A 19,676-nucleotide genomic window follows, 5' to 3' on the forward strand; every position below is an offset into this window, starting at 1 on the left:
CGTTACCCGACGTGCGTGTCGACGTCGACGAGAGAGCGCTCGCGCGGGTCGAGGACCACGCCCTCGACGCCGGTGGCGATGCCCTGCACCGCCTGCTCGTGGACCAGCGGCACCACGGCGTCGGTGCGCAGGATCGCCGCCTCCGCCCGCATGATCTTCTCCTGGCGGCGCTGCGTGTCGCGCTCCGCGGCGGCGGCCCGGATGGCCTTGTCCACCGCGGCGTCCTTCAGCCCGGCGATGTTGTAGACGCCCTCGCTGGTGAAGTCGCTCGCGAGGTAGTCGACCGCGTCACCGGTGTCGAGGAGCGTCACCCGGGAGAAGACGAGGGCGTCGTACTTCCCGGCGAGCAGGTCGGCCTCCATCTGCGTGTACTCGCGCACGTCCTGCTTCACGGTGAACCCGGCCTTCTCCAGCTGCTGCTGGAGCACGGTCGCGGCCTCGGGGAGCTCGGCCCGGTTGGTGTAGGTGGCCAGCCGCAGCGTCCTGCCCTTGGTCTCGGCCTTCACCTGCGCGGTGGTCGCCGCCTTGGCACGGCCGGTCACCTCCACGCGCTTGCCGGCGGCCCACGGCACGGCGGGCCCGAACAGGCCCTGCGCCGGGTCGGCGTAGCCGCCGAAGACGGAGTCGACGAGGGCGGAACCGTCGACGGCCTCGCGGGCGGCCGCGCGCAGGCCGGCGTCGGTGAACAGGCCGCTGCCGGTGTTGAGGACGAGGCTGTCGGTGCGCACCGAGGGCACCTCGTGCCGCGTGTCCTTGTCGAGGAGCTTCGCCTGGGCGGTGGGGATCCACTCGGCGATGTCGGCCTCGCCGCTGCGCAGCGCGTTGGCGCGGGCGGTGCCGTCCGCGATCCAGCTCACGTCGATGCCGGGTGCCTTCGCCTTGCCGCCCCAGTAGCCGTCGAAGCGGTCGAGCGTCGCCTTGGTCTTGCCGCTGAGCCGGGTGATCCGGAACGGGCCGGTGCCGGTGCCGACCGGGCTGACGGCGCCGTCCTTGGCGTACGCCTTCGCCGACAGGACCGCCAGTGCCGGACTGGCCAGCCGCAGCGGCAACACCGGGTCGGGCGACTTGGTGGTGAGGGTGACGGTGTCGGCGTCCTCGGCCTTGGCGGTGAGCGTCACGTCGCTCAGCACACGGGGCTTGGGCCTGGCCTGCCCGGCGTGATCGAGGGCGTCGACGACGGACTGGGCGGTGAGCCGGGTGCCGTCCTGGAACTCGGCCTTGCGCAGTTCGAAGGTCCAGGTGCTGTCGTCGTCCTGCTTCCAGGACTTCGCGAGCGCGGGCTTGGCCGTGCCGTTGCGGTCGAGGGCGGTGAGGCCCTCGGCGACGGACAGCTTGCTCAGCACGGTGGCGTCGTTGCTGTACGGGGACAGCGCCTGCACCGGCGGCACGGCCAGCGCGACCCGCAGCCGCCCGCCGGATCCCGCTCCGGCCCCGGTGCCGTCGCCGCCGTCGCCCGGTGCGAAGCAGCCGGCCAGCAGAGGGGTGAGAGCGAGCGCCGCTATGAGGCCGCGGGAGGTGGTGCGCATGTCAGTCCTGTCGTGCGGGGATCGGGCATGCCGCAGCGGCCCGGAGGGGGCTTGATCGGCGGCGACAGCATATAAGGGGAGCCTTACCAAACCCCGTACCGGGTGGGTGAAATCTCAACAACCGGACGGTTGGGGGGTGAGGGCGGCGGTATCGACCGGCTGTTCGAACTGTGTCATCGTGGGCGCCGGGCGGAGGTGAGTCGCATGACCGGCGCGGACCCCGGGCTGTTCGGTCCCGGTTCGGTGACCTGGCAGATGCACGGCGACCCCATGATGTGGATCGCCGGCATCCGGGCGCTCTACCTCCAGGCCCTGCACCCCCGCGCGGTACGCGGCGTCATGCAGAACTCGGACTTCCGGCGCGACGCCTGGGGCCGCCTGATGCGCACCGCGAACTTCGTCGGCACGACGACCTACGGCACCACCGAGGCCGCCGAGCGGGCGGGCGCCCGGGTCCGGAAGATCCACAGCATGCTGACCGCGACCGACCCGGACACCGGCGAGCGCTACGGCGTCGACGAACCGGGTCTGCTCCGCTGGGTGCACTGCGCCGAGATCGACTCCTACCTGGACGTCCTGCGCAGGTCCGGATTCCGGCTCACCGACGCCGAGGCCGACCGCTACATCGACGAACACCGGCAGAGCGCACGTCTGGTGGGCCTCGATCCCGGCACCGTGCCCGCCGACCGGGCCCAACTGGCGGCCTACTTCGAGAAGGTGCGCCCCGAACTGGCCGCGGGGCCCGAGGCGCGCGACGTGGACGACTTCCTGCTCCGCCCGCCGGCGCATCCCCTTCTCGTACCGTTGCGCGAGGTGCTGTGGCGGCGCGTGGCACAACTGGCGTACGCCTCTCTGCCTCCGTACGCCCACAAGTTGTACGGCAGACCGGCCCCCGCACCCGCCACCGTCACCCGGCAACTTCGTCTCACCGGCCTCCTGCTGCGCCGCGTTCCCGCACGTGTGCGGTGGCAACTCCCGCCCAAACACATCCTGCGCGCCATGGCGAGGCTCGGCCCGGACGCGCGCCCGGCACCGTACAAACTCGGACGATAGGCCGCCATACTGGGTGGGCCAGGGGAGGGGCGGGCGTACAGCTACCGGGGGGAGCGTCGCGCGAAATGGGGGAGACCAGGCTCATCCACGGCCGGTACCGGCTGCTCGACCTGATCGGGCGCGGCGGCATGGGCGAGGTGTGGCGGGCACGGGATGAGTCCCTGGGCCGGCAGGTCGCGGTCAAGTGCCTCAAACCGCTGGGCCAGAACCACGACCACGCGTTCACCCGCGTGCTGCGGGAGCGGTTCCGCCGTGAGGCCCGGGTGGCCGCCGCGCTCCAGCACCGCGGCATCACCGTCGTCCACGACTTCGGCGAGTCCGACGGGGTCCTCTACCTCGTCATGGAGCTGCTGGACGGCCGTAACCTCAGCCAGCTCCTGGAGGACAACAAGCAGCACCCGCTGCCGGTCGCGGACGTCGTGGAGATCGCCGAGCAGGTCGCCGCCGCCCTCGCCTACTGCCACGAGCAGGGCATCGTGCACCGCGACCTGAAGCCCGCCAACATCATGCGGATCGGCGACGGCACGGTGAAGATCTGCGACTTCGGCATCGCCCGGCTCGGCCACGACATCGGCTTCACCTCCCGGCTGACCGGCACCGGCATCGCCATGGGCACCCCGCACTACATGTCCCCGGAGCAGATCGGCGGCACCGAGGTCGACCAGCGCAGCGACCTGTACTCGTTCGGCTGCGTGCTGTACGAGATCGCCACCGGGGTACCGCCGTTCGACCTCGACGACGCCTGGGCGATCCTCCTAGGCCACCGCGACACCCCGCCCCGCCCGCCGCGCGAGCACCGCCCCGAACTGCCCGGATACCTCGAGCGGGTCATCCTGGACCTGCTCGCCAAGGAACCCGACGACCGGCCCGGCGACGCCCGCGAGCTGGCCCACCGGATCAGCGCGCACCGCGCCGCGCCCGCCTACGTGCCGACCGTCCTGGCGGCCCGGCCCGCTCCCGCGGCGATGGCGCACGCGGGCCGGCTGCCGTCCTGGACCCGCGGCATGACCACGGGCCACAAGGCGGCCGGCACCGGGCTGCGCGGCGCGCCGCCCGACCCGGCGGCCGGACTGTCCGGCGAGTGGATCGCGCGGCCCGCCACCGGCCCCGTCGAGGAACCCGTCCCCGCGGAGCGGCCCGCCCCGCCCCCGGAGGTCCTGACCGCCCTGGCCGGCCGGCACAACGCGGGCCTGAGCCTCGGCCGGCTCGGCCGCTGGGCGGAGGCGGGGGAGGTGCACCGGGCGGTCGCCGCCGAACGCGAGCACCTCCTCGGCCCCGACCACCCGGACACCCTCGCCAGCCGCTACGAGGTCGCCTTCACGCTCAGCCGCACCGGCCGCGCCCCGGACGCCCTGCGCGAGTACAAGCACGTCACCGAGGCCAGGATCCGCACGCTCGGCGCCGACCACCCCGACACGCTCGCCGCCCGCCAGGAGATGGCCTACGTGCTCGGCCAGCTCGGGCGCCCCTTCGACGCGCACCGGGTGTACACGTCCGTGCTCACCGCCCGGGAGCGCACGATGGGTCCCGACCATCCGGACACCCTGCGCTGCCGGCACAACCTCGCCTTCAACCTCAGCCGCCTGGGCCGCCTGGAGGACTCCTACCGCCTGGCCCGCGAGGTGGCCGCCGCCCGCGCCCGGGTGCTCGGACCGGACCACCCCGACACCCTGGTCACCCGCTGCGAAGTCGCCTACGCCCTCGGTCAGCTGGGCCGCTGGGCCGAGGCCCTGGAGACGTACCGCGAGGTCGCCGAGGCCCGCGGCCGTGCCCTCGGCCCCGACCACCCCGACACGCTCGCCGCCCGGCACGAGATCGGCATCAGCCTGGGCCGCCTCGGCCGCAGTGCGGAGGCCCTGGACCTCTACAGCGCCCTGGCCGACGACCGCACCCGGGCCCAGGGCCCCACCCACCCCGAGACCCTGCGGGCCCGCCACGGCCGCTGCGTCAACCTCGGCCGGCTCGGCCGCTGGGAAGAGGCCCTCGCCGAGTCCCGCGACGTGAGCGCCGTTCGCGAGCGGGTCCTCGGCCCCGACCACCCGGACACCCTGGTCAGCCGCCGCGAGGTCGCCGTCGGCCTCGGCTGGCTGGGCCGCTGGTCCGACGCGCTCACCGAATACCGCCGGGTGGCCGCGTCCCGCGAACGCGTCCTCGGCGCGGACCATCCCGACACCCTCGCCAGCCGCAACGACGAAGCGCACTGCCTCCAGCAACTGGGCCGCAGCGAGGAGGCGGTGGCCCTGTACCGCAGGGTGGCGGCCCTGCGGGGGCAGGGGGCGGTGGTGGGGCGGTGACGGGGTGTGGCGCTGCCCGGACGGCGGGGGGCGGGGTGACTGGTGCGGTGGGCCGGGCGCGGCGTGGCCTGGGTGGGGCGGTAGTGCGGGCCGGGCGCGGCTTGGCCTGAGTGCGCCGTGGCCTGGGTGGGAGCGGTGGTGCGGGGCTGGGCGTGACGGCCGTGTGGCGGGTGGCGGTCATGCACGGGCAAGGTCGTGTGGGCGAGTGGTGGCGCCTGCGCCGGCCCGGAGGCAGTGCTGCCGAGGCGGCGGGGCGGCGGCTGGGTGCTGTACCGGGGGCGGCGTTGCCAGGGCGGCCGGCCTCGGTGATGCGGCTCGTGCCGGGTGCCGGGCGTCCCCTCGCGGCAGCGCGCCTCGGCCCGCCGGTGACGCGTGCGTCCGGGCGCCGGTCGTCTGGCCGAGCCGGATCACCCCGTGTTACGAAGAACCATGACCGCACCCCTGGGACCCCGCGCACACCGGACGTACGACGCCGTCATCGTCGGCGGCGGCCACAACGGCCTGGTCGCCGCCGCCTACCTGGCCCGGGCCGGCCGTTCCGTGCTGGTGCTGGAGCGGCTGGACCACACCGGCGGCGCGGCGGTGTCCACCCGGCCCTTCGCCGGGGTCGACGCCCGGCTGTCGCGCTACTCGTACCTGGTCAGTCTGCTGCCGAAGAAGATCGTGCGGGACCTCGGCCTGGACTTCCGGGTCCGCACCCGGACCATCTCCTCGTACACGCCGGCCGAACGCGACGGCCGCCCCACCGGCCTCCTCGTCGGCGGCGGCGAGCGGCGGACCAGGGAGGCGTTCACCCGGCTCACCGGCTCCGACCGCGAGTACCGGGCCTGGCAGGAGTTCTACGGCATGACGGGCCGCGTCGCCCAGCGGGTCTTCCCGACCCTCACCGAGCCGCTGCCCACCCGTGAGGAACTGCGCCACCGCCTCGACGACGAGGAAGCCTGGCGGATCCTGTTCGATGAGCCGATCGGGGTCGCCGTCGAGGAGCGCTTCACGGACGACCTGGTACGCGGCGTGGTCCTCACCGACGCGCTCATCGGCACCTTCGCCGACGCCCACGACCCGTCACTCAAGCAGAACCGCTGCTTCCTCTACCACGTGATCGGCGGCGGCACCGGCGACTGGGACGTGCCGGTCGGCGGCATGGGCGCCCTCACCGACGCCCTGGCCGACGCGGCACGCGCCGCGGGCGCGGTCCTCGCCACCGGCCACGAGGCGCTGCGCATCGCCACGGACGGCCGCACGGCCGAGATCACCTACCGCACGGCCGACGGAGACGGCACCGTCGCCGCCCGGCATGTCCTGGTGAACGCCTCCCCGCAGGCCCTGGCGGAGCTCACCGGCGACACACCCCTGGCTCCCGCTGAGGGCGCCCAGCTGAAGGTGAACATGCTGCTCACGCGGCTGCCGCGGCTGCGCGACAGCACCGTCGACCCACGCGAGGCGTTCGCCGGCACCTTCCACATCGCCGAGGGCTACGAACAGCTGGCCACCGCCCACGCCCAGGCCGCCGCCGGTGACCTCCCGGCCGCGCCGCCCTCCGAGATCTACTGCCACTCGCTCACCGACCCGACCATCCTCGGCCCGGACCTGGCCGACCAGGGCTTCCAGACGCTCACCCTGTTCGGCCTGCACACCCCGGCCCGCCTGTTCGAGCGGGACAACGACGCCGTCCGCGAGGAGCTGCTGAAGTCGACGCTCGCCCAGCTCGACGCCCACCTGGCCGAACCCCTCGCCGACTGCCTGGCCACCGACGCGGACGGACGGCCCTGCATCGAGGCCCGGACCCCGCTCGACCTGGAGCGGGACCTCGGGCTGCCGGGCGGCAACATCTTCCACCGCGAGCTGAGCTGGCCGCACGCCCAGGCCGGCACGGGCCGCTGGGGCGTGGAGACCCGGCACGCGAACGTGCTGCTGTGCGGGGCGGGCGCGGTACGCGGGGGCGGGGTGAGCGGGGTGCCGGGGCACAACGCGGCCATGGCGGTGCTGGAAAGCCGGAGCGGCTGAATCACTGCCGCCTTGTGGGGCACTCCGACAGACGAAGGTATCCGTACCAGCGATCGCCCCCGCGCGGACGGTCGTACCAGCTACGGGAGGCTCTCATGGCCGAGCTCAGCCCGACCGACCTTCAGAAGGCCCTCAAGGGCATGGACTACCCCACGGACAAGCGGCACCTGGTGGAACGTGCCCGCAGCAACCACGCGGACGAGAAGGTCGTCAGGACCCTCGACGGCCTGAAGGAGGACCGCTTCGACGGCCCCAACGAGGTGCAGAAGGCCGTCTTCAACCAGTGACCCGACCCGCTCAGTCGGCCGACGGTGTCCACCCCACCGCTTCGACGCGCGACGCGTCCGCCGGGCGCGCCCCGTCGAACAGGACGCCGTCGGCCGCGTCCACGCGCAGCCCGTCCACGTAGGCCCCGCGGCCGACGTACAGCCGGTCCGTCGCGTACCGCCAGCGCAGGGCGAGCCGGCGCGCGGCGGGGAGGTCGGCGGTGAGCGCGTGCCAGACGCGGCCGGACCAGCCGGTCACCGAGCCCGACGGGTGCGGCCGGGGGTCCTCGTCCCGGCGGGACGTCGTGAAGGGCACCGGATGCCAGGTCGTGCCGCCGTCGGTCGTGGCCTCCAGGACCAGGACGTCGGCCGTGGGCTCGGTGTCCCACCACAGCGCGCAGCGCAGCCGCGCCCGGCCGGACGACGTGTCGAGCGTGGGCAGGGCGAGCGTCGCCGTGGCGGAGACCGCCGTGCCGGAGAACCAGGCCCTGCGTCCCCGTACCGGGCGGACCGGCACGGCCCGTGCCAGGTTGTTCGCGGCGGCCACCCGCGGAGCCGACCCGGATCGCCAACTGCGCACCGGATGCACCGAGTTGCCCAGGACGACGAGGAACGAGTCGGTCGTCGGGTCGAGCACCAGCGAGGTGCCCGTGAAGCCGGTGTGCCCGGCACTGCGCGGCGTGGCCATCGCGCCCATGTACCAGTGCTGGTAGAGCTCGAAACCGAGGCCGTGCTCGTCCCCGGGGAACGCGGTGTTGAAGTCGGTGAACATCAGCTCCACCGACTCGGGCGTCAGGATCCGCGCCCGCCCGTACACGCCGCCGTTGAGCAGCGTACGGCCGAGGACCGCGAGGTCCCAGGCGTCGGAGAACACGCCCGCGTGGCCCGCGACCCCGCCGAGGCTGAAGGCGTTCTCGTCGTGCACCTCGCCCCACACCAGGCCCCGGTCCAGCCCGGACCACGGAGCCCGCGCGTCCTCCGTGGCCGCGATTTTCGGCCGCCAGGAGGCGGGCGGGTTGTAGCAGGTGCGGCGCAGACCGAGCGGCGCCGTGATCTCCTCGCGCAGGAGGACGTCCAGGGAGCGGCCCGTGATCCGCTCCAGCACGAGCTGGAGCGAGATGAGGTTCAGGTCCGAGTGCAGATACGCCGTGCCCGGCGCGCTGACCGGCGCCTCGTTCCAGACGAGCTGGAGCTTCTCCTCGTACGTCAGCGCGCTGTACAGGGGGATCCAGGCGCGGAAGCCCGAGGTGTGCGTGAGGAGCTGGCGAATCGTGATGTCCTGCTTGCCCGCGCGCCCGAAGTCCGGCAGGTACGAGGCGACCTTCGCCTCCAGCTCCAGCCCGCCCCGCTCCATCTGCTGCACGGCCAGGATCGACGTGAACAGCTTCGACACCGACGCCAGGTCGAAGACGGTGTCCTCGGCCATGGGGATCTGCTCGCCGGCCGGGAACTCGACGCCGGTGTCGGTCTTCTCGTCGTAGGCCCGGTAGCGCACGGCCATGCCGACGGGCCGGTGCAGGGCGACGGTGCCGCCCCGTCCGGCGAGCAGGACGGCGCCCGCGTACCAGGGGTGCTTGGGGGAGGGGCCGAGAAACGCCTCGGCGTCGGTGACGAGTTGCCGCAGATGGGTGGCGAGCAGCCCGGCGCGTGCGGCCGAGCCGTGCCGCAGCGTGGGGCGGTGGCCGGTCGCCGGGGCGGCCTCGGCGGGCCCCGCCGGTAAGGAGGCCAGGGCGAGCGCACCGCCCAGTGCCAGGGCTCTCCGGCCCAGTTGACGCCGGGTCGGTCTGCCGCTCGCCGCTCTGTCCGCCGCTCCCTCGGTCACTGCACGCCCCTTCGTCCCGGCCGCCTCGGATGTCCCCGGAAGTATGTCCGCCGCGCGCCGCCGTGAATCGACGGAATCGGTGAGATCGATCGATGACCAGAAATCTGACGGCGCATCAGAAAAGCTCTTCCGTCCTCCGCGGGACTCCGGCATCCTGCGCCCATGCAGACGGAGCTGAGCCAGAAACTGGGAGTCGAGCACGCCGTCTTCGGCTTCACGCCGTTCCCCGCCGTCGCCGCGGCCATCAGCCGGGCCGGCGGCTTCGGGGTGCTCGGCGCGGTCCGCTACACCGCCCCCGACGAGCTCAAACGCGACCTCGACTGGATCGAGGCGCACGTGGACGGCCGCCCGTACGGACTGGACGTCGTCATGCCGGCCAAGAAGGTCGAGGGCGTCACCGAGGCGGATGTCGAGGCGATGATCCCCGAGGGGCACCGGCAGTTCGTCAGGGACACCCTCGCCAAACACGGCGTTCCCGAACTCGCCGAGGGCGAGGCGTCCGGCTGGCGCATCACCGGCTGGATGGAACAGGTCGCCCGCTCCCAGCTCGACGTCGCCTTCGCGTATCCGATCCGGCTCCTCGCCAACGCCCTCGGCTCCCCGCCCGCCGACGTCATCGCCCGCGCCCACGGCCAGGACGTCCTCGTCGCCGCCCTCGCGGGCAGCGCCCGGCACGCCCGCAAGCACAGGGATGCCGGGATCGACATCGTCGTGGCGCAGGGCTACGAGGCCGGCGGCCACACCGGCGAGATCGCTTCCATGGTGCTCACCCCCGAGGTCGTCGACGCCGTCGCACCCCTGCCCGTGCTGGCCGCCGGCGGCATCGGCAGCGGACAGCAGGTGGCGGCAGCACTCACCCTCGGCGCGCAAGGTGTGTGGCTGGGCTCCATATGGCTGACCACCACAGAAGCGGACCTCCACTCGCCCGCCCTCACCCGCAAGCTGCTCGCGGCCGGCTCCGGCGACACCGTCCGCTCCCGCGCACTGACCGGCAAGCCCGCACGCCAGCTGCGCACCGAGTGGACCGACGCCTGGGACGACCCGGCCGGGCCCGGCCCGCTGCCCATGCCGTTGCAGGGCCTGCTGGTCGCCGAGGCCGTCTCCCGCATCCAGAAGTACGAGGTCGACCCGCTGCTCGGCACCCCGGTCGGGCAGATCGTCGGCCGGATGACCAGCGAACGCAGCGTCCAGGCCGTCTTCGACGACCTCACCCGCGGCTTCGAACGGGCCGTGGACCGCATCAACCGCATCGCCGGAAGGAGCGGCCAGTGAGCACCAGCGTTCCCGCGGGCTTCTGGGCCCAGGCCACCGCCGATCCCGACCGCGCGGTCCTGGTCGCCCCCGACGGCGAGGAATGGACCGCCGGCCGCCTGCATGCCGCCGCCAACCGGCTCGTGCACGGCCTGCGCGCGGCCGGGCTGGAACGCGGCGACACCTTCGCGGTCGTTCTGCCCAACGGCGTCGAGTTCCTCACCGCGTACCTGGCCGCCAGCCAGGCCGGGTTCTACCTCGTCCCCGTCAACCACCACCTGGTCGGACCGGAGATCGCCTGGATCGTCTCCGACTCCGGCGCCAAGGTCCTCCTCGCCCACGCACGCTACGCCGGCGCGGCACGCCACGCCGCCGACGAGGCAGGCCTTCCCGCCGGCCACCGGTACGCCGTAGGCCCGGTCGAGGGCTTCCGCCCGTACGCCGAACTCCTCGACGGGCAACCCGAGTCGGCGCCCGACGGCCGCACCCTCGGCTGGGTCATGAACTACACGTCCGGCACCACCGGCCGCCCCCGCGGCATCCGCCGCCCGCTGCCCGGCAAACCGCCGGAGGAGGCCTATCTCGGCGGCTTCCTCGGCATCTTCGGCATCCGGCCGTTCGACGACAACGTGCACCTGGTGTGCTCGCCGCTCTACCACACGGCCGTCCTCCAGTTCGCGGGCGCGTCCCTGCACATCGGCCACCGGCTGGTCCTGATGGACAAGTGGACACCCGAGGAGATGCTTCGCCTCATCGACCGCCACCGCTGCACCCACACCCACATGGTTCCCACCCAGTTCCACCGCCTGCTGGCCCTGCCCGACGAGGTGAAGGACCGCTACGACGTCTCCTCCATGCGGCACGCCATCCACGGCGCCGCGCCCTGCCCCGACCACGTGAAACGGGACATGCTCGACTGGTGGGGCCCGTGCGTGGAGGAGTACTACGCGGCCAGCGAGGGAGGCGGCGCCTTCGCCACCGCCGAGGACTGGCTGAAGAAACCCGGCACCGTCGGCAAGGCCTGGCCCATCAGCGAACTGGCGATCTTCGACGACGACGGCAACCGGCTGCCGCCCGGCGAACTCGGCACCGTGTACATGAAGATGAACACCGGCGGCTTCTCCTACCACAAGGACGAGGCCAAGACCCGCAAGAACCGCATCGGCGACTTCTTCACCGTCGGCGACCTCGGCCACCTCGACGAGGACGGCTACCTCTTCCTGCGCGACCGCAAGATCGACCTGATCATCTCCGGCGGCGTCAACATCTACCCGGCCGAGATCGAGTCGGCCCTGCTCGCCCACCCCGCCGTCGCGGACGCCGCCGTCTTCGGCATCCCGCACGACGACTGGGGCGAGGAGGTCAAGGCCGTCGTCGAGCCGGCCCCCGGGCACCGGCCCGGCCCCGCCCTCGCGGCCGACCTGCTCGACCACTGCGCGCACCGGCTCGCCGGCTACAAGCGGCCCAGGAGCGTCGACTTCATCACCGAGATGCCCCGCGACCCCAACGGCAAGCTGTACAAGCGACGCCTGCGGGAGCCGTACTGGGAGGGCCGCACGCGGCCGGTGTGAGGCGGCGGTGCGGCTTTGGTCGCCCGAGCGGGCCCGGGCATCATCCTTCGGTCGGCGCCCGCCCGCCGTGGCCCGGGCATCCGCCCTGGAACGGACCGGCCGGGCGTGACGCGACCGGAACAGGGGTGCCCCCCACCGGACGGCACCCCTCAGCCACGGTCAGCGGCGCTCGTGCACCCGGACGACCTTCAGCTCCGGCGAGGCCAGGATGTCCTTCTCGCAGAAGCGCGACGTCACCCACTTCTCCCCGGCGTACAGCCGGGTCTGGTCGGCGTAGTGCGGCGACTCGGGGTTCGACGACTGGGAGTAGGCCAGCAGGGTGCGGGCCACCGGGCAGCGGCCGGCGTCCCAGCCCACCGCCTGGAGGTGGCTGCTGCCGAACGGCACCTCCGTGTAGCCGCCCTGGGCCGCGTTCCACGTCGGTTCGAGCACGTTCCACACGCCGAGCCTGCCCGAACCGCCGGGCATCGGAAGGCGCTCGCCGCCACGGACGACGAACTGGTGCGCGCCGAGCGGTGCGTCGAGCGCGATGCCCGCGCCGCGCAGTTCCGCCACCGCGTCGGCGAGGGCGACGGCGAAGCCGCGCGCGTCCGTGTTCAGCGTGTTCGGAGTACCCACCGGGTCCGCCGCCGAGAACGGCACCTTCCACAACTCGGCCGCAGGCACCGCCTGTTCCAGCTTCCGCCAGAAACGGTCGAACAGCAGCGCGCCCCGGCTCCCGGTGTCCATCGTGCGGTCCCACGCCGTCAGCACCTCACAGGCCTCCGACACGTCGACGGCCTTGCCGTCACTGCCCGTGGCCGTGCCGCCGGGCAACGCGGCACACGCCCGGGCCACGTCCGTCGCGGTGAGATCACCCGCGGGCACCCGGTTGGCGAGCTGCTGCCGTTGCAGGTCGCGTACGGTCAGCCGGCCCCGGTCCGCCATCGCCGCCACGTCCTCGATCGCGCCACGCGTGCGCAGGCCGAGCTGGGTGCCCGCCGAGCCGAAGACCCGCTCGTATCCGGTGATCGGCCGGTCCGCGTTGGTCATCCACGCGGTGCCGTTGGAGTTCTCCACGTACGGCGCGTCCTTGAGCGTCGGCATCCGCGCCGGGCCGAAGATGCCCCGCGCCACCGCGTCGGGATCGCTGCCGAGAGCGCAGTCGCCGCGCGAGCCGTCGAGGATCGCGATACCGGACGCCGGGTACGTGGTCCTGCCCAGTGCCGTCGAGCAGCGCTCCGCCAACGCGTCGGTGATACGCGGAAGGACCTGGGACTGGGTGAAGAGGGAATGCCCCGCGCGGTCGGCGGCGATCGTGTTCACCCAGGGGATGCCCTGGTGCCGGGCGAGGGACGCGAGGACGTCGTCCGTGCTGCGCGCCTTGCCGAAGCCGAGCGAGGTGTCGGCGAAGCGGAGGTTCGCGGCGTTCGGATCGTGCAGGGCGTACGCCGTCGTGCTCGTCCACGGCAACGGGACCTGAGAGCTGAGGGAGGTGACGACCGGGCCGTAGCGGGTCCACCACTGGGTGCGGGTCACCGGCGCGCCGTCCTTCACCGCGACCGTCACGGTCCGCTTCCTCATATGCTCCGGCTCGCCGTCCACGAGGTACGTCGTGGGGTCGGCCGGATCCAGCGTCAGCTGGTGGAAGTTGGCCGGTACACCGGTCGATACGGTGTGGCTCCACGCCACATGTGCGTTGAAGCCGATGGAGACCGCCGGGATGCCGAGCAGAGAGCCACCCGAGACGTTCAGCTCGCCGGGGATCGTCTGCTGCGACTGCCAGAACCGGCGCCCGCCCTGCCACGGGTAGTGCGGGTTGCCCAGCAGCAGACCGCTGCCGTTCGCCGTGGTGTCGCCGCGGAAGGCGACCGCGTTGGAGCCCATGCCGGGGTCGCCCCACAGCTCGTCGGCCGCCTTCGCCACGGCCTTCGCGTCCGGAGTGCGGGCCAAGGCGCGGGAGGACGGGGCGGGGGTGCCGGTCCCGGTCGGTGGCTGGGCGGCCGTGATCGTGTCCACGAAGCGTCCCTCGCCGGAGATCGAGGCGATGGCGAGGCCGCGGGCGGCCACTTCCAGCTCGGTGACCGGACGGACCCAGGCGGCGCCCGCACAGGCGGGGTCCGTGATCTTCTTCTGCTTCAGCCAGGCGTTGTAACCGGCCGCCCAGCCGCGCATCAGGTCCCGGACCTCACGGCCCGGGCCCACGGGCGCGGGCTCTGCGAGCAGCTTCTCCACCGTGCGGGTCTCCCGGACCCCGCGGAAGTACAGGTCGCTGGCGAGATTCGTCCTGGCCCCGGAGAGGGCGCCGTCGGCGGCCGTGCCGGCGCCGAAGTACCGGGAGCGCTCGCCCCGCAGTGTCACGAACCCGTCGGCGAGCGTGCAGACCTCGTCGGCGGCCTGGGCCCAGCCCGTACCGAAGCCCAGGTCGGCGTAGTTCTTCGCCTGGATGTGCGGGATGCCGTACTCGGTGTAGCGGATGACGGCGGACAGGCCGTCGCGGGACGGGTGCTGCTCCGCCCGTCCCGGGTCAGGGGTGGCGGCCGCGGGTAACGCGGACGCGGCCGTGAACAGGGCCGTGGCCCCGAGGACGAGTCGTCTCAGGCGGCTGCGCATCGTGCCCTCCAACATCTGTGAGGGAGAGGAGACTTGAAGGTACGGATGTGCCGCGTGCGCACATCGGTACCATCACCTCGGACGCCTTAAGCGGCGGCAGGGTTGAGCCGGTCGGTCCTTGACCTCGCCCGGCGGTGAACCGAGGATCAGGTGTCATGACGACGCCCGGACACGGCAGCACGGTCGACGGAGTCCTGCGACGCAGCGCCCGGCGCACCCCGGCGCGCGTCGCGCTGGAGTACGGCGACCGCACCTGGACGTACGACGAACTGGACACCGCCGTCTCCCGCGCCGCGAGCGTCCTCCTCGGCCAGGGGCTGTCCCCGGGCGACCGGGTGGGCGCGTACGGCCACAACTCCGACGCCTACCTGATCGCCTTCCTGGCCTGCGCCCGCGCGGGCCTGGTGCACGTCCCCGTCAACCAGAACCTGACCGGCGACGACCTGGCCTACATCGTCGGCCAGTCCGGCAGCTCCCTGGTCCTCGCCGACCCGGACCTCACCGCGCGACTCCCCGATGACGTGCGGACGTTGCCCCTGCGCGACGCCGACGACTCACTCCTCGCCCGGCTCGCCGGGGCGCCCCCGTACGACGGCCCCGAGCCGCGCACCGAGGACCTGGTGCAACTGCTGTACACATCCGGGACGACCGCCCTGCCCAAGGGCGCGATGATGACGCACCGGGCCCTGGTGCACGAGTACCTGAGCGCGATCACCGCCCTCGACCTCAGCGCGGGCGACCGTCCCGTGCACGCGCTGCCCCTCTACCACTCGGCGCAGATGCACGTCTTCCTGCTGCCCTACCTCGCGGTCGGCGCGACGAACGTCATCCTCGACGCGCCCGACGGCGACCGGCTCTTCGACCTGGTCGAAGCGGGCCGCGTGGACAGCCTGTTCGCCCCGCCCACCGTCTGGATCGCGCTGTCCAACCGCCCCGACTTCGCGACCCGCGACCTGAGCGGCCTGCGCAAGGCGTACTACGGGGCGTCGATCATGCCGGTCCCCGTCCTGGAACGGCTGCGCGAACGCCTGCCGGAACTGGCGTTCTACAACTGTTTCGGACAGAGCGAGATCGGCCCCCTGGCCACCGTCCTCGCGCCCGACGAACACAAGGGGCGCATGGACTCCTGCGGCCGCCCGGTGCTGTTCGTCGACGCGCGGGTCGTCGACGAGGACGGCAAGGACGTACCGGACGGCACCCCCGGCGAGATCGTCTACCGCTCTCCGCAACTGTGCGAGGGCTACTGGGACAAGCCCGAGGAGACCGCCGAGGCCTTCCGCGACGGCTGGTTCCGCTCCGGCGACCTCGCCGTACGGGACGCGCACGGTTACTTCACGATCGTCGACCGGGTGAAGGACGTCATCAACTCCGGCGGTGTACTGGTCGCTTCACGCCAGGTCGAGGACGCCCTCTACACCCATCCCCAGGTCGCCGAGGCCGCGGTCGTGGGCCTGCCCGACGAACGCTGGATCGAGGCAGTCACGGCCGTCGTCGTCCCCCGCGGCGAGGTCACCGAGGCGGAACTCATCGCCCACACCCGCGAGAAGCTCACCCCCTTCAAGGCCCCGAAGCGGGTGGTGTTCGCGGAGAGCCTCCCGCGCAACGCCAGCGGGAAGATCCTCAAGCGGGAGCTCAGGAAGAGCCTCGGGGGAGAGGCGGGACCCGCGGCCTCGGACGGGTGACGCCGCGCGGCCCGTCGGCGGAACCCGTTGTGCCGAAGAGCGCGAGGGCGTGAGGATCGACGCCATGCCGATCTTCACAGCCCCGGACGGGACCCGGCTCGCCTGTCACGTACACGGTACGGGCGAGCCGCTGGTCGTGCTGCCCGGCGGGCCCATGCGCGCATCCGCCTATCTCGGGAACCTGGGCGGACTCGACGCCCACCGGCGGCTGGTCTTCCTCGACCTGCGCGGCACCGGCCAGTCCGCGGTGCCCGAGGATCCGGCGACGTACCGCTGCGACCGGCTCGTGGACGACGTCGAGGCGCTGCGCCGCCACCTGGGCCTGGAGCGGATGGACGTGCTCGCACACTCGGCGGGCGGCAGTCTCGCCATGCTGTACGCGGCCCGGTATCCGGAGCGGCTGGGACGGCTGGCGCTCATCACCGCCACCCCGTGGGCGCTCGGCCTGCCGGCGACGGTCGAGGACCGGCTGGCGGCGGCGCGGCTGCGCACGTCGGAGCCCTGGTTCGCCGACGCGTTCCCGGCGTTCGAGGCCTGGCTGTCCGGTACCGGTGACTTCGACCCCGGGTTCCTGCCGTTCTTCCACGGCCGTTGGGATGACACGGCCCGCGCCCATGCCGACCGCGAGGAGCACGAGACCAACGACGAGGCGGCGGACCGCTACGGCGCGGACGGCGCCTACGACCCGGCCGCGACAAGGACCGCGCTCGCCGGTGTCACCGCCCCGGTGCTCGTCCTCGCCGGTGAGGTGGACGGCGGCCCGCGTCCCGCCCTGGCCCGGCGCGCCGCCGACGCCTTCCCGGCGGCCGAGTTCGCGGTGCAGCCGGGCGCGGGACACTACCCGTGGCTGGACGACCCGCAGTGGTTCGTGCGACGCGTCGCAGACTTCTTCCGCGCACGGGACTGAGATCCTCTGCTGTCCGCAGAGCGGGTCCGGCCCGGGGCCCTCACCCCGCTACCGTGCCCGGCATGGACACCGAACCGCGCACCGTACGGGCGAACGGCATCACCCAGGCCTACCGCGTCTGGGGGCCGGCGGACGCGCCGCCCGTCGTGCTCCTGCACGCCCGCGGTGCCGACGGCGCCGACTGGGCGGAGATCGCCCCCGCGCTGGCCGCCGGGCCACGCCGGGTGTACGCCCCCGACCTGCGGGGGCACGGCCGCAGCGACTGGCCCGGCGGATACGCCTACGAGGCCATGCGCGACGACGTGCTCGGCTTCCTCGGCGCGCTCGGCATCGCCCGGGCCGACGTCGTGGGCCACTCGCTCGGTGGCGCCGTCGCCTGCCTGCTCGCCCAGCACAGCCCGGGGCTGGTGCGGCGGCTCGTCCTGGAGGACGTGCCCGCACCCTTCCCGCTGGACCCGCCGCGTCCGCCCGCCCAACGCCCGCGCGGGGACCTGCCGTACGACTGGGCGATGATCCTCGCCACCGACGCACAGCGCAACGCCCCGAATCCCGTGTGGTGGGACCACATGGGGCGGATCACCATGCCCACGCTGCTGATCGGAGGTGGGCCGGCGAGCCTGATCCCCCAGGAGCAGATCGCCGCCCTCGCCGAGCTGCTTCCCGATGCCCGGCGCGTCACCATCGACGCCGGGCATCTCGTGCACGAGGCACGGCCCGAGGAGTTCCTCGCGGCCGTGGCGGAGTTCCTCAGCCCTGGGGACCGTACGCCGTCATGAAACGGTCGCGGAACCTGTCCATGCCCCACCGGGGCGCGTCCGGGGCCGGCTTGAGGCCGTCGGTCCAGCCCCAGTCGGCGACCCGGTCGAGGACCTTCTTGTCGTGGGCGACGATCGTGACCGGCACGTCCTTGCCGGTGTCCCCGGCGGTGACCGTCGGCACCGGCTGGTGGTCGCCGAGGAAGACCAGCACCGTGTCGTCGTCGCCGTAGCGCTCGACCCACTCCGTCAGGCTGCGGATCGAGTACTCGATGGCCTTGCGGTACTCGGCGCGCACCTTCTCCGGGTCCTTCCAGACCTCCGTGGGGTTGGTGCCCTCCTTCTTGATCCGGTGGAACACCGAACCGTCGCCGAGGTCGTCCCAGTCGATCATGTGGGCGATCGGGGACCAGGGGTTGTGGCTGGAGGCCAGGATGATCTCCGCCATGATCGGCTCACGGTCCTTCCTGCCGTGCTCCAGGCGCTGGAACGCCTCCATGCTGAACTGGTCGGGCACGGGCGTCCAGCTGAAGTACGGGCCGTGGTAGCCGAGGTGCTCGGAGTCGTAGATGTGGTCCAGGCCGAAGTACTTCCCCTCCGGCCAGGCGCGCCGCACGCCCGGCACGACGCCGACGGTCCGCCAGGCGCCCGTCTTTCCGAAGTACTTGGTCAGTGTCATGCGGTCGCTGGTGGTCAGGCTGCGGTACCGCTGCTGGTTCTTGATCCACAGACCCGACAGGAAGGTCGAGTGGGCGAGCCAGCTGCCCGCGCCCGTCACCGGCGACTGCAACCAGCCGCTGCGTGACTCGAACCCGGCCGCCTTCAACCGGCCGGTGCCCTCCTTCAGTACGGCGTCGGTCTGCTTCGCCATCGCCGGGTCATCGATCGCGACGCGGCCGTAGCTCTCGATGAAGGTGAACAGGACGTCCTTGCCGCGCAGGCCGGTGAGCAACTGGTCCGGCGGCGTCTTCGCGAAGGCGTCCACGGCGGCCTGCTTCTGGAAGACCCGCGCGTCCTTCAGACCCGCGCGCACCTGGTCCACGCGGTTGCCGAGGAACTCCGCGTTGCCCTTGGTGGCGATCGGCACGGTGCCGACCTGCACGCCCAGGGTCATACAGGTGATCCACGCCGTACCGAGGATCAGTGTCGTCCGGGCGGCGACGGGACGGTGCCGGACCATCAGGTTCGTCAGCCGCACCACGGCGAGCGTCGTGAGGACCAGCACCGCGACGAGCAGCACGATCACCCCGATCACGGCCAGCACCTGGCCGGTACGGCCGAACGTCTCCCTCAGGAAGTCCGTGGCGTTCTCGATCAGGATCCAGTCCAGGACCAGATCGAAGGGCCGGGCCAGCACCTGGTAGAAGCCCATGTCGACGCACTTCAGCACCGTGACCAGCCCGAGGAACACGCCGGAGACGGCCGCCATGATCCGCCGGGGCCTCGGCGGCAGCGCGAGCAGCAGACCCGCGAGCAGCACGCCCTCGGCGGGGATGCGGAGGAAGGACGCGAACTCGATCCGCTCGATCCGGTTCGGCAGCAGCAGCGCGACGACCACGAGCACACCGGCCAGTACGGTCGTCCCGACGGAGACGCCGCGCGCGGCACGGGGGTAGCGCCGCCGCCATCCGAACCAGCCGGGCTTCGCCGCGGCGCCCGACGCCCCGGCCGACTCGGCCGTGTCTGTGCCGTGGTCTGGTTCGGCTGCGTCGGCGTCGCCGGCCGGGCTTGCCGTGCCGGTGTCGCTGTCCGGCTCTGCCGCGTCTGCCTCGGCGTCTGCGCCCGCCGGGGCCGTGTCGCTGCCGCCCCGTTCCGCCGCGTCGGTGTCGCCGTCAGGCACTGTCGTGCCCGTGTCGGCATCCGGTTCCGCCCCGCTCCCGGTAGTGCCCGATTGCTGGTGGGAGCGAGTGAAGAGCGACACCCGGTGGTCCTTCCGTGCGGTCTTGCTGG

Annotated in this window: 12 protein-coding genes and 1 pseudogene; 9 read left to right on the forward strand and 4 right to left on the reverse strand. The window is 72.9% G+C overall.

Annotated features, from left to right (window positions below):
* Positions 1 to 2: 2 nt before the first annotated feature.
* A complete protein-coding gene (locus tag QF034_RS39240) occupies positions 3 to 1,526 on the reverse strand; it encodes an ABC transporter substrate-binding protein (protein WP_307179411.1) in 1,524 nt (507 codons plus the stop codon).
* Positions 1,527 to 1,730: 204 nt separating this feature from the next.
* On the opposite strand from QF034_RS39240, the gene QF034_RS39245 reads away from it, so the two are divergent.
* The 4 genes from QF034_RS39245 to QF034_RS39260 all read left to right on the forward strand — a co-directional run bounded on the left by QF034_RS39245 (position 1,731) and on the right by QF034_RS39260 (position 7,167).
* Entirely contained in the window at positions 1,731 to 2,579 is an 849-nt protein-coding gene (locus tag QF034_RS39245; RefSeq protein ID WP_307179412.1) for an oxygenase MpaB family protein, read from the forward strand.
* A gap of 65 nt (positions 2,580 to 2,644) precedes the next feature.
* Positions 2,645 to 4,873, forward strand: coding sequence for a serine/threonine-protein kinase (locus QF034_RS39250; protein ID WP_307179413.1), 2,229 nt, complete (start codon positions 2,645 to 2,647; stop codon positions 4,871 to 4,873).
* Positions 4,874 to 5,302: 429 nt separating this feature from the next.
* Positions 5,303 to 6,880: a phytoene desaturase family protein gene (locus QF034_RS39255; protein ID WP_307179414.1), complete on the forward strand. Its 1,578-nt coding sequence runs from the start codon at positions 5,303 to 5,305 to the stop codon at positions 6,878 to 6,880.
* A 95-nt stretch (positions 6,881 to 6,975) separates the two neighbouring features.
* Positions 6,976 to 7,167, forward strand: coding sequence for a DUF2795 domain-containing protein (locus QF034_RS39260; protein ID WP_307179415.1), 192 nt, complete (start codon positions 6,976 to 6,978; stop codon positions 7,165 to 7,167).
* Positions 7,168 to 7,177: 10 nt separating this feature from the next.
* Here the strand turns inward: QF034_RS39260 and QF034_RS39265 are convergent, their stop codons facing one another.
* On the reverse strand, positions 7,178 to 8,968 hold the full coding sequence (locus QF034_RS39265; RefSeq protein ID WP_307179416.1) for a serine hydrolase domain-containing protein: 1,791 nt from the start codon (positions 8,966 to 8,968) through the stop codon (positions 7,178 to 7,180).
* 162 nt (positions 8,969 to 9,130) lie between these two features.
* On the opposite strand from QF034_RS39265, the gene QF034_RS39270 reads away from it, so the two are divergent.
* Both QF034_RS39270 and QF034_RS39275 read left to right on the forward strand, forming a co-directional pair.
* Positions 9,131 to 10,240 carry an NAD(P)H-dependent flavin oxidoreductase gene (locus tag QF034_RS39270; protein WP_307179417.1) on the forward strand — a complete coding sequence of 370 codons (1,110 nt, stop codon included), beginning with the start codon at positions 9,131 to 9,133 and terminating at the stop codon, positions 10,238 to 10,240.
* The gene (locus tag QF034_RS39275) at positions 10,237 to 11,790 is read left to right on the forward strand and encodes an acyl-CoA synthetase (protein WP_307179418.1); all 1,554 of its coding nucleotides are present in this window, start codon (positions 10,237 to 10,239) and stop codon (positions 11,788 to 11,790) included. Before QF034_RS39270 ends, QF034_RS39275 begins: the two co-directional genes overlap by 4 nt.
* Before the next feature lie 159 nt (positions 11,791 to 11,949).
* On the opposite strand, the gene QF034_RS39280 is transcribed toward QF034_RS39275, so the two are convergent.
* Positions 11,950 to 14,382 (reverse strand): penicillin acylase family protein, encoded by a 2,433-nt coding sequence (locus tag QF034_RS39280; protein WP_307179419.1) that lies wholly within the window; start codon positions 14,380 to 14,382, stop codon positions 11,950 to 11,952.
* Positions 14,383 to 14,537: 155 nt separating this feature from the next.
* Between QF034_RS39280 and QF034_RS39285 the strand changes: the two genes are divergently transcribed.
* From QF034_RS39285 to QF034_RS39295, 3 genes and pseudogenes are all read left to right on the forward strand, one after another.
* The gene (locus QF034_RS39285) at positions 14,538 to 16,064 is read left to right on the forward strand and encodes an acyl-CoA synthetase (RefSeq protein ID WP_307179420.1); all 1,527 of its coding nucleotides are present in this window, start codon (positions 14,538 to 14,540) and stop codon (positions 16,062 to 16,064) included.
* Positions 16,065 to 16,128: 64 nt separating this feature from the next.
* Positions 16,129 to 16,971, forward strand: coding sequence for an alpha/beta fold hydrolase (locus QF034_RS39290; protein WP_307179421.1), 843 nt, complete (start codon positions 16,129 to 16,131; stop codon positions 16,969 to 16,971).
* Positions 16,972 to 17,033: 62 nt separating this feature from the next.
* Positions 17,034 to 17,747 (forward strand): annotated as a pseudogene (locus tag QF034_RS39295) (alpha/beta fold hydrolase); the annotation flags it as partial.
* On the opposite strand, the gene QF034_RS39300 reads toward QF034_RS39295, so the two are convergent.
* Positions 17,719 to 19,647, reverse strand: coding sequence for an alkaline phosphatase family protein (locus tag QF034_RS39300; protein WP_307179423.1), 1,929 nt, complete (start codon positions 19,645 to 19,647; stop codon positions 17,719 to 17,721). The pseudogene QF034_RS39295 and the gene QF034_RS39300 overlap by 29 nt on opposite strands.
* Positions 19,648 to 19,676: the final 29 nt, after the last annotated feature.

Source organism: Streptomyces africanus, from assembly GCF_030816955.1.
Taxonomy (GTDB): domain Bacteria; phylum Actinomycetota; class Actinomycetes; order Streptomycetales; family Streptomycetaceae; genus Streptomyces; species Streptomyces africanus.

Bases quoted from the DNA above. Each gene is read 5' to 3' on its own strand.
- QF034_RS39280 (WP_307179419.1), bottom strand. From the start codon at position 14,382: ATGCGCAGCCGCCTGAGACGACTCGTCCTCGGGGCCACGGCCCTGTTC.
- QF034_RS39290 (WP_307179421.1), top strand. From the start codon at position 16,129: ATGCCGATCTTCACAGCCCCGGACGGGACCCGGCTCGCCTGTCACGTA.
- QF034_RS39260 (WP_307179415.1), top strand. From the start codon at position 6,976: ATGGCCGAGCTCAGCCCGACCGACCTTCAGAAGGCCCTCAAGGGCATG.
- QF034_RS39240 (WP_307179411.1), bottom strand. From the start codon at position 1,526: ATGCGCACCACCTCCCGCGGCCTCATAGCGGCGCTCGCTCTCACCCCT.
- QF034_RS39250 (WP_307179413.1), top strand. From the start codon at position 2,645: ATGGGGGAGACCAGGCTCATCCACGGCCGGTACCGGCTGCTCGACCTG.
- QF034_RS39285 (WP_307179420.1), top strand. From the start codon at position 14,538: ATGACGACGCCCGGACACGGCAGCACGGTCGACGGAGTCCTGCGACGC.
- QF034_RS39270 (WP_307179417.1), top strand. From the start codon at position 9,131: ATGCAGACGGAGCTGAGCCAGAAACTGGGAGTCGAGCACGCCGTCTTC.
- QF034_RS39245 (WP_307179412.1), top strand. From the start codon at position 1,731: ATGACCGGCGCGGACCCCGGGCTGTTCGGTCCCGGTTCGGTGACCTGG.
- QF034_RS39255 (WP_307179414.1), top strand. From the start codon at position 5,303: ATGACCGCACCCCTGGGACCCCGCGCACACCGGACGTACGACGCCGTC.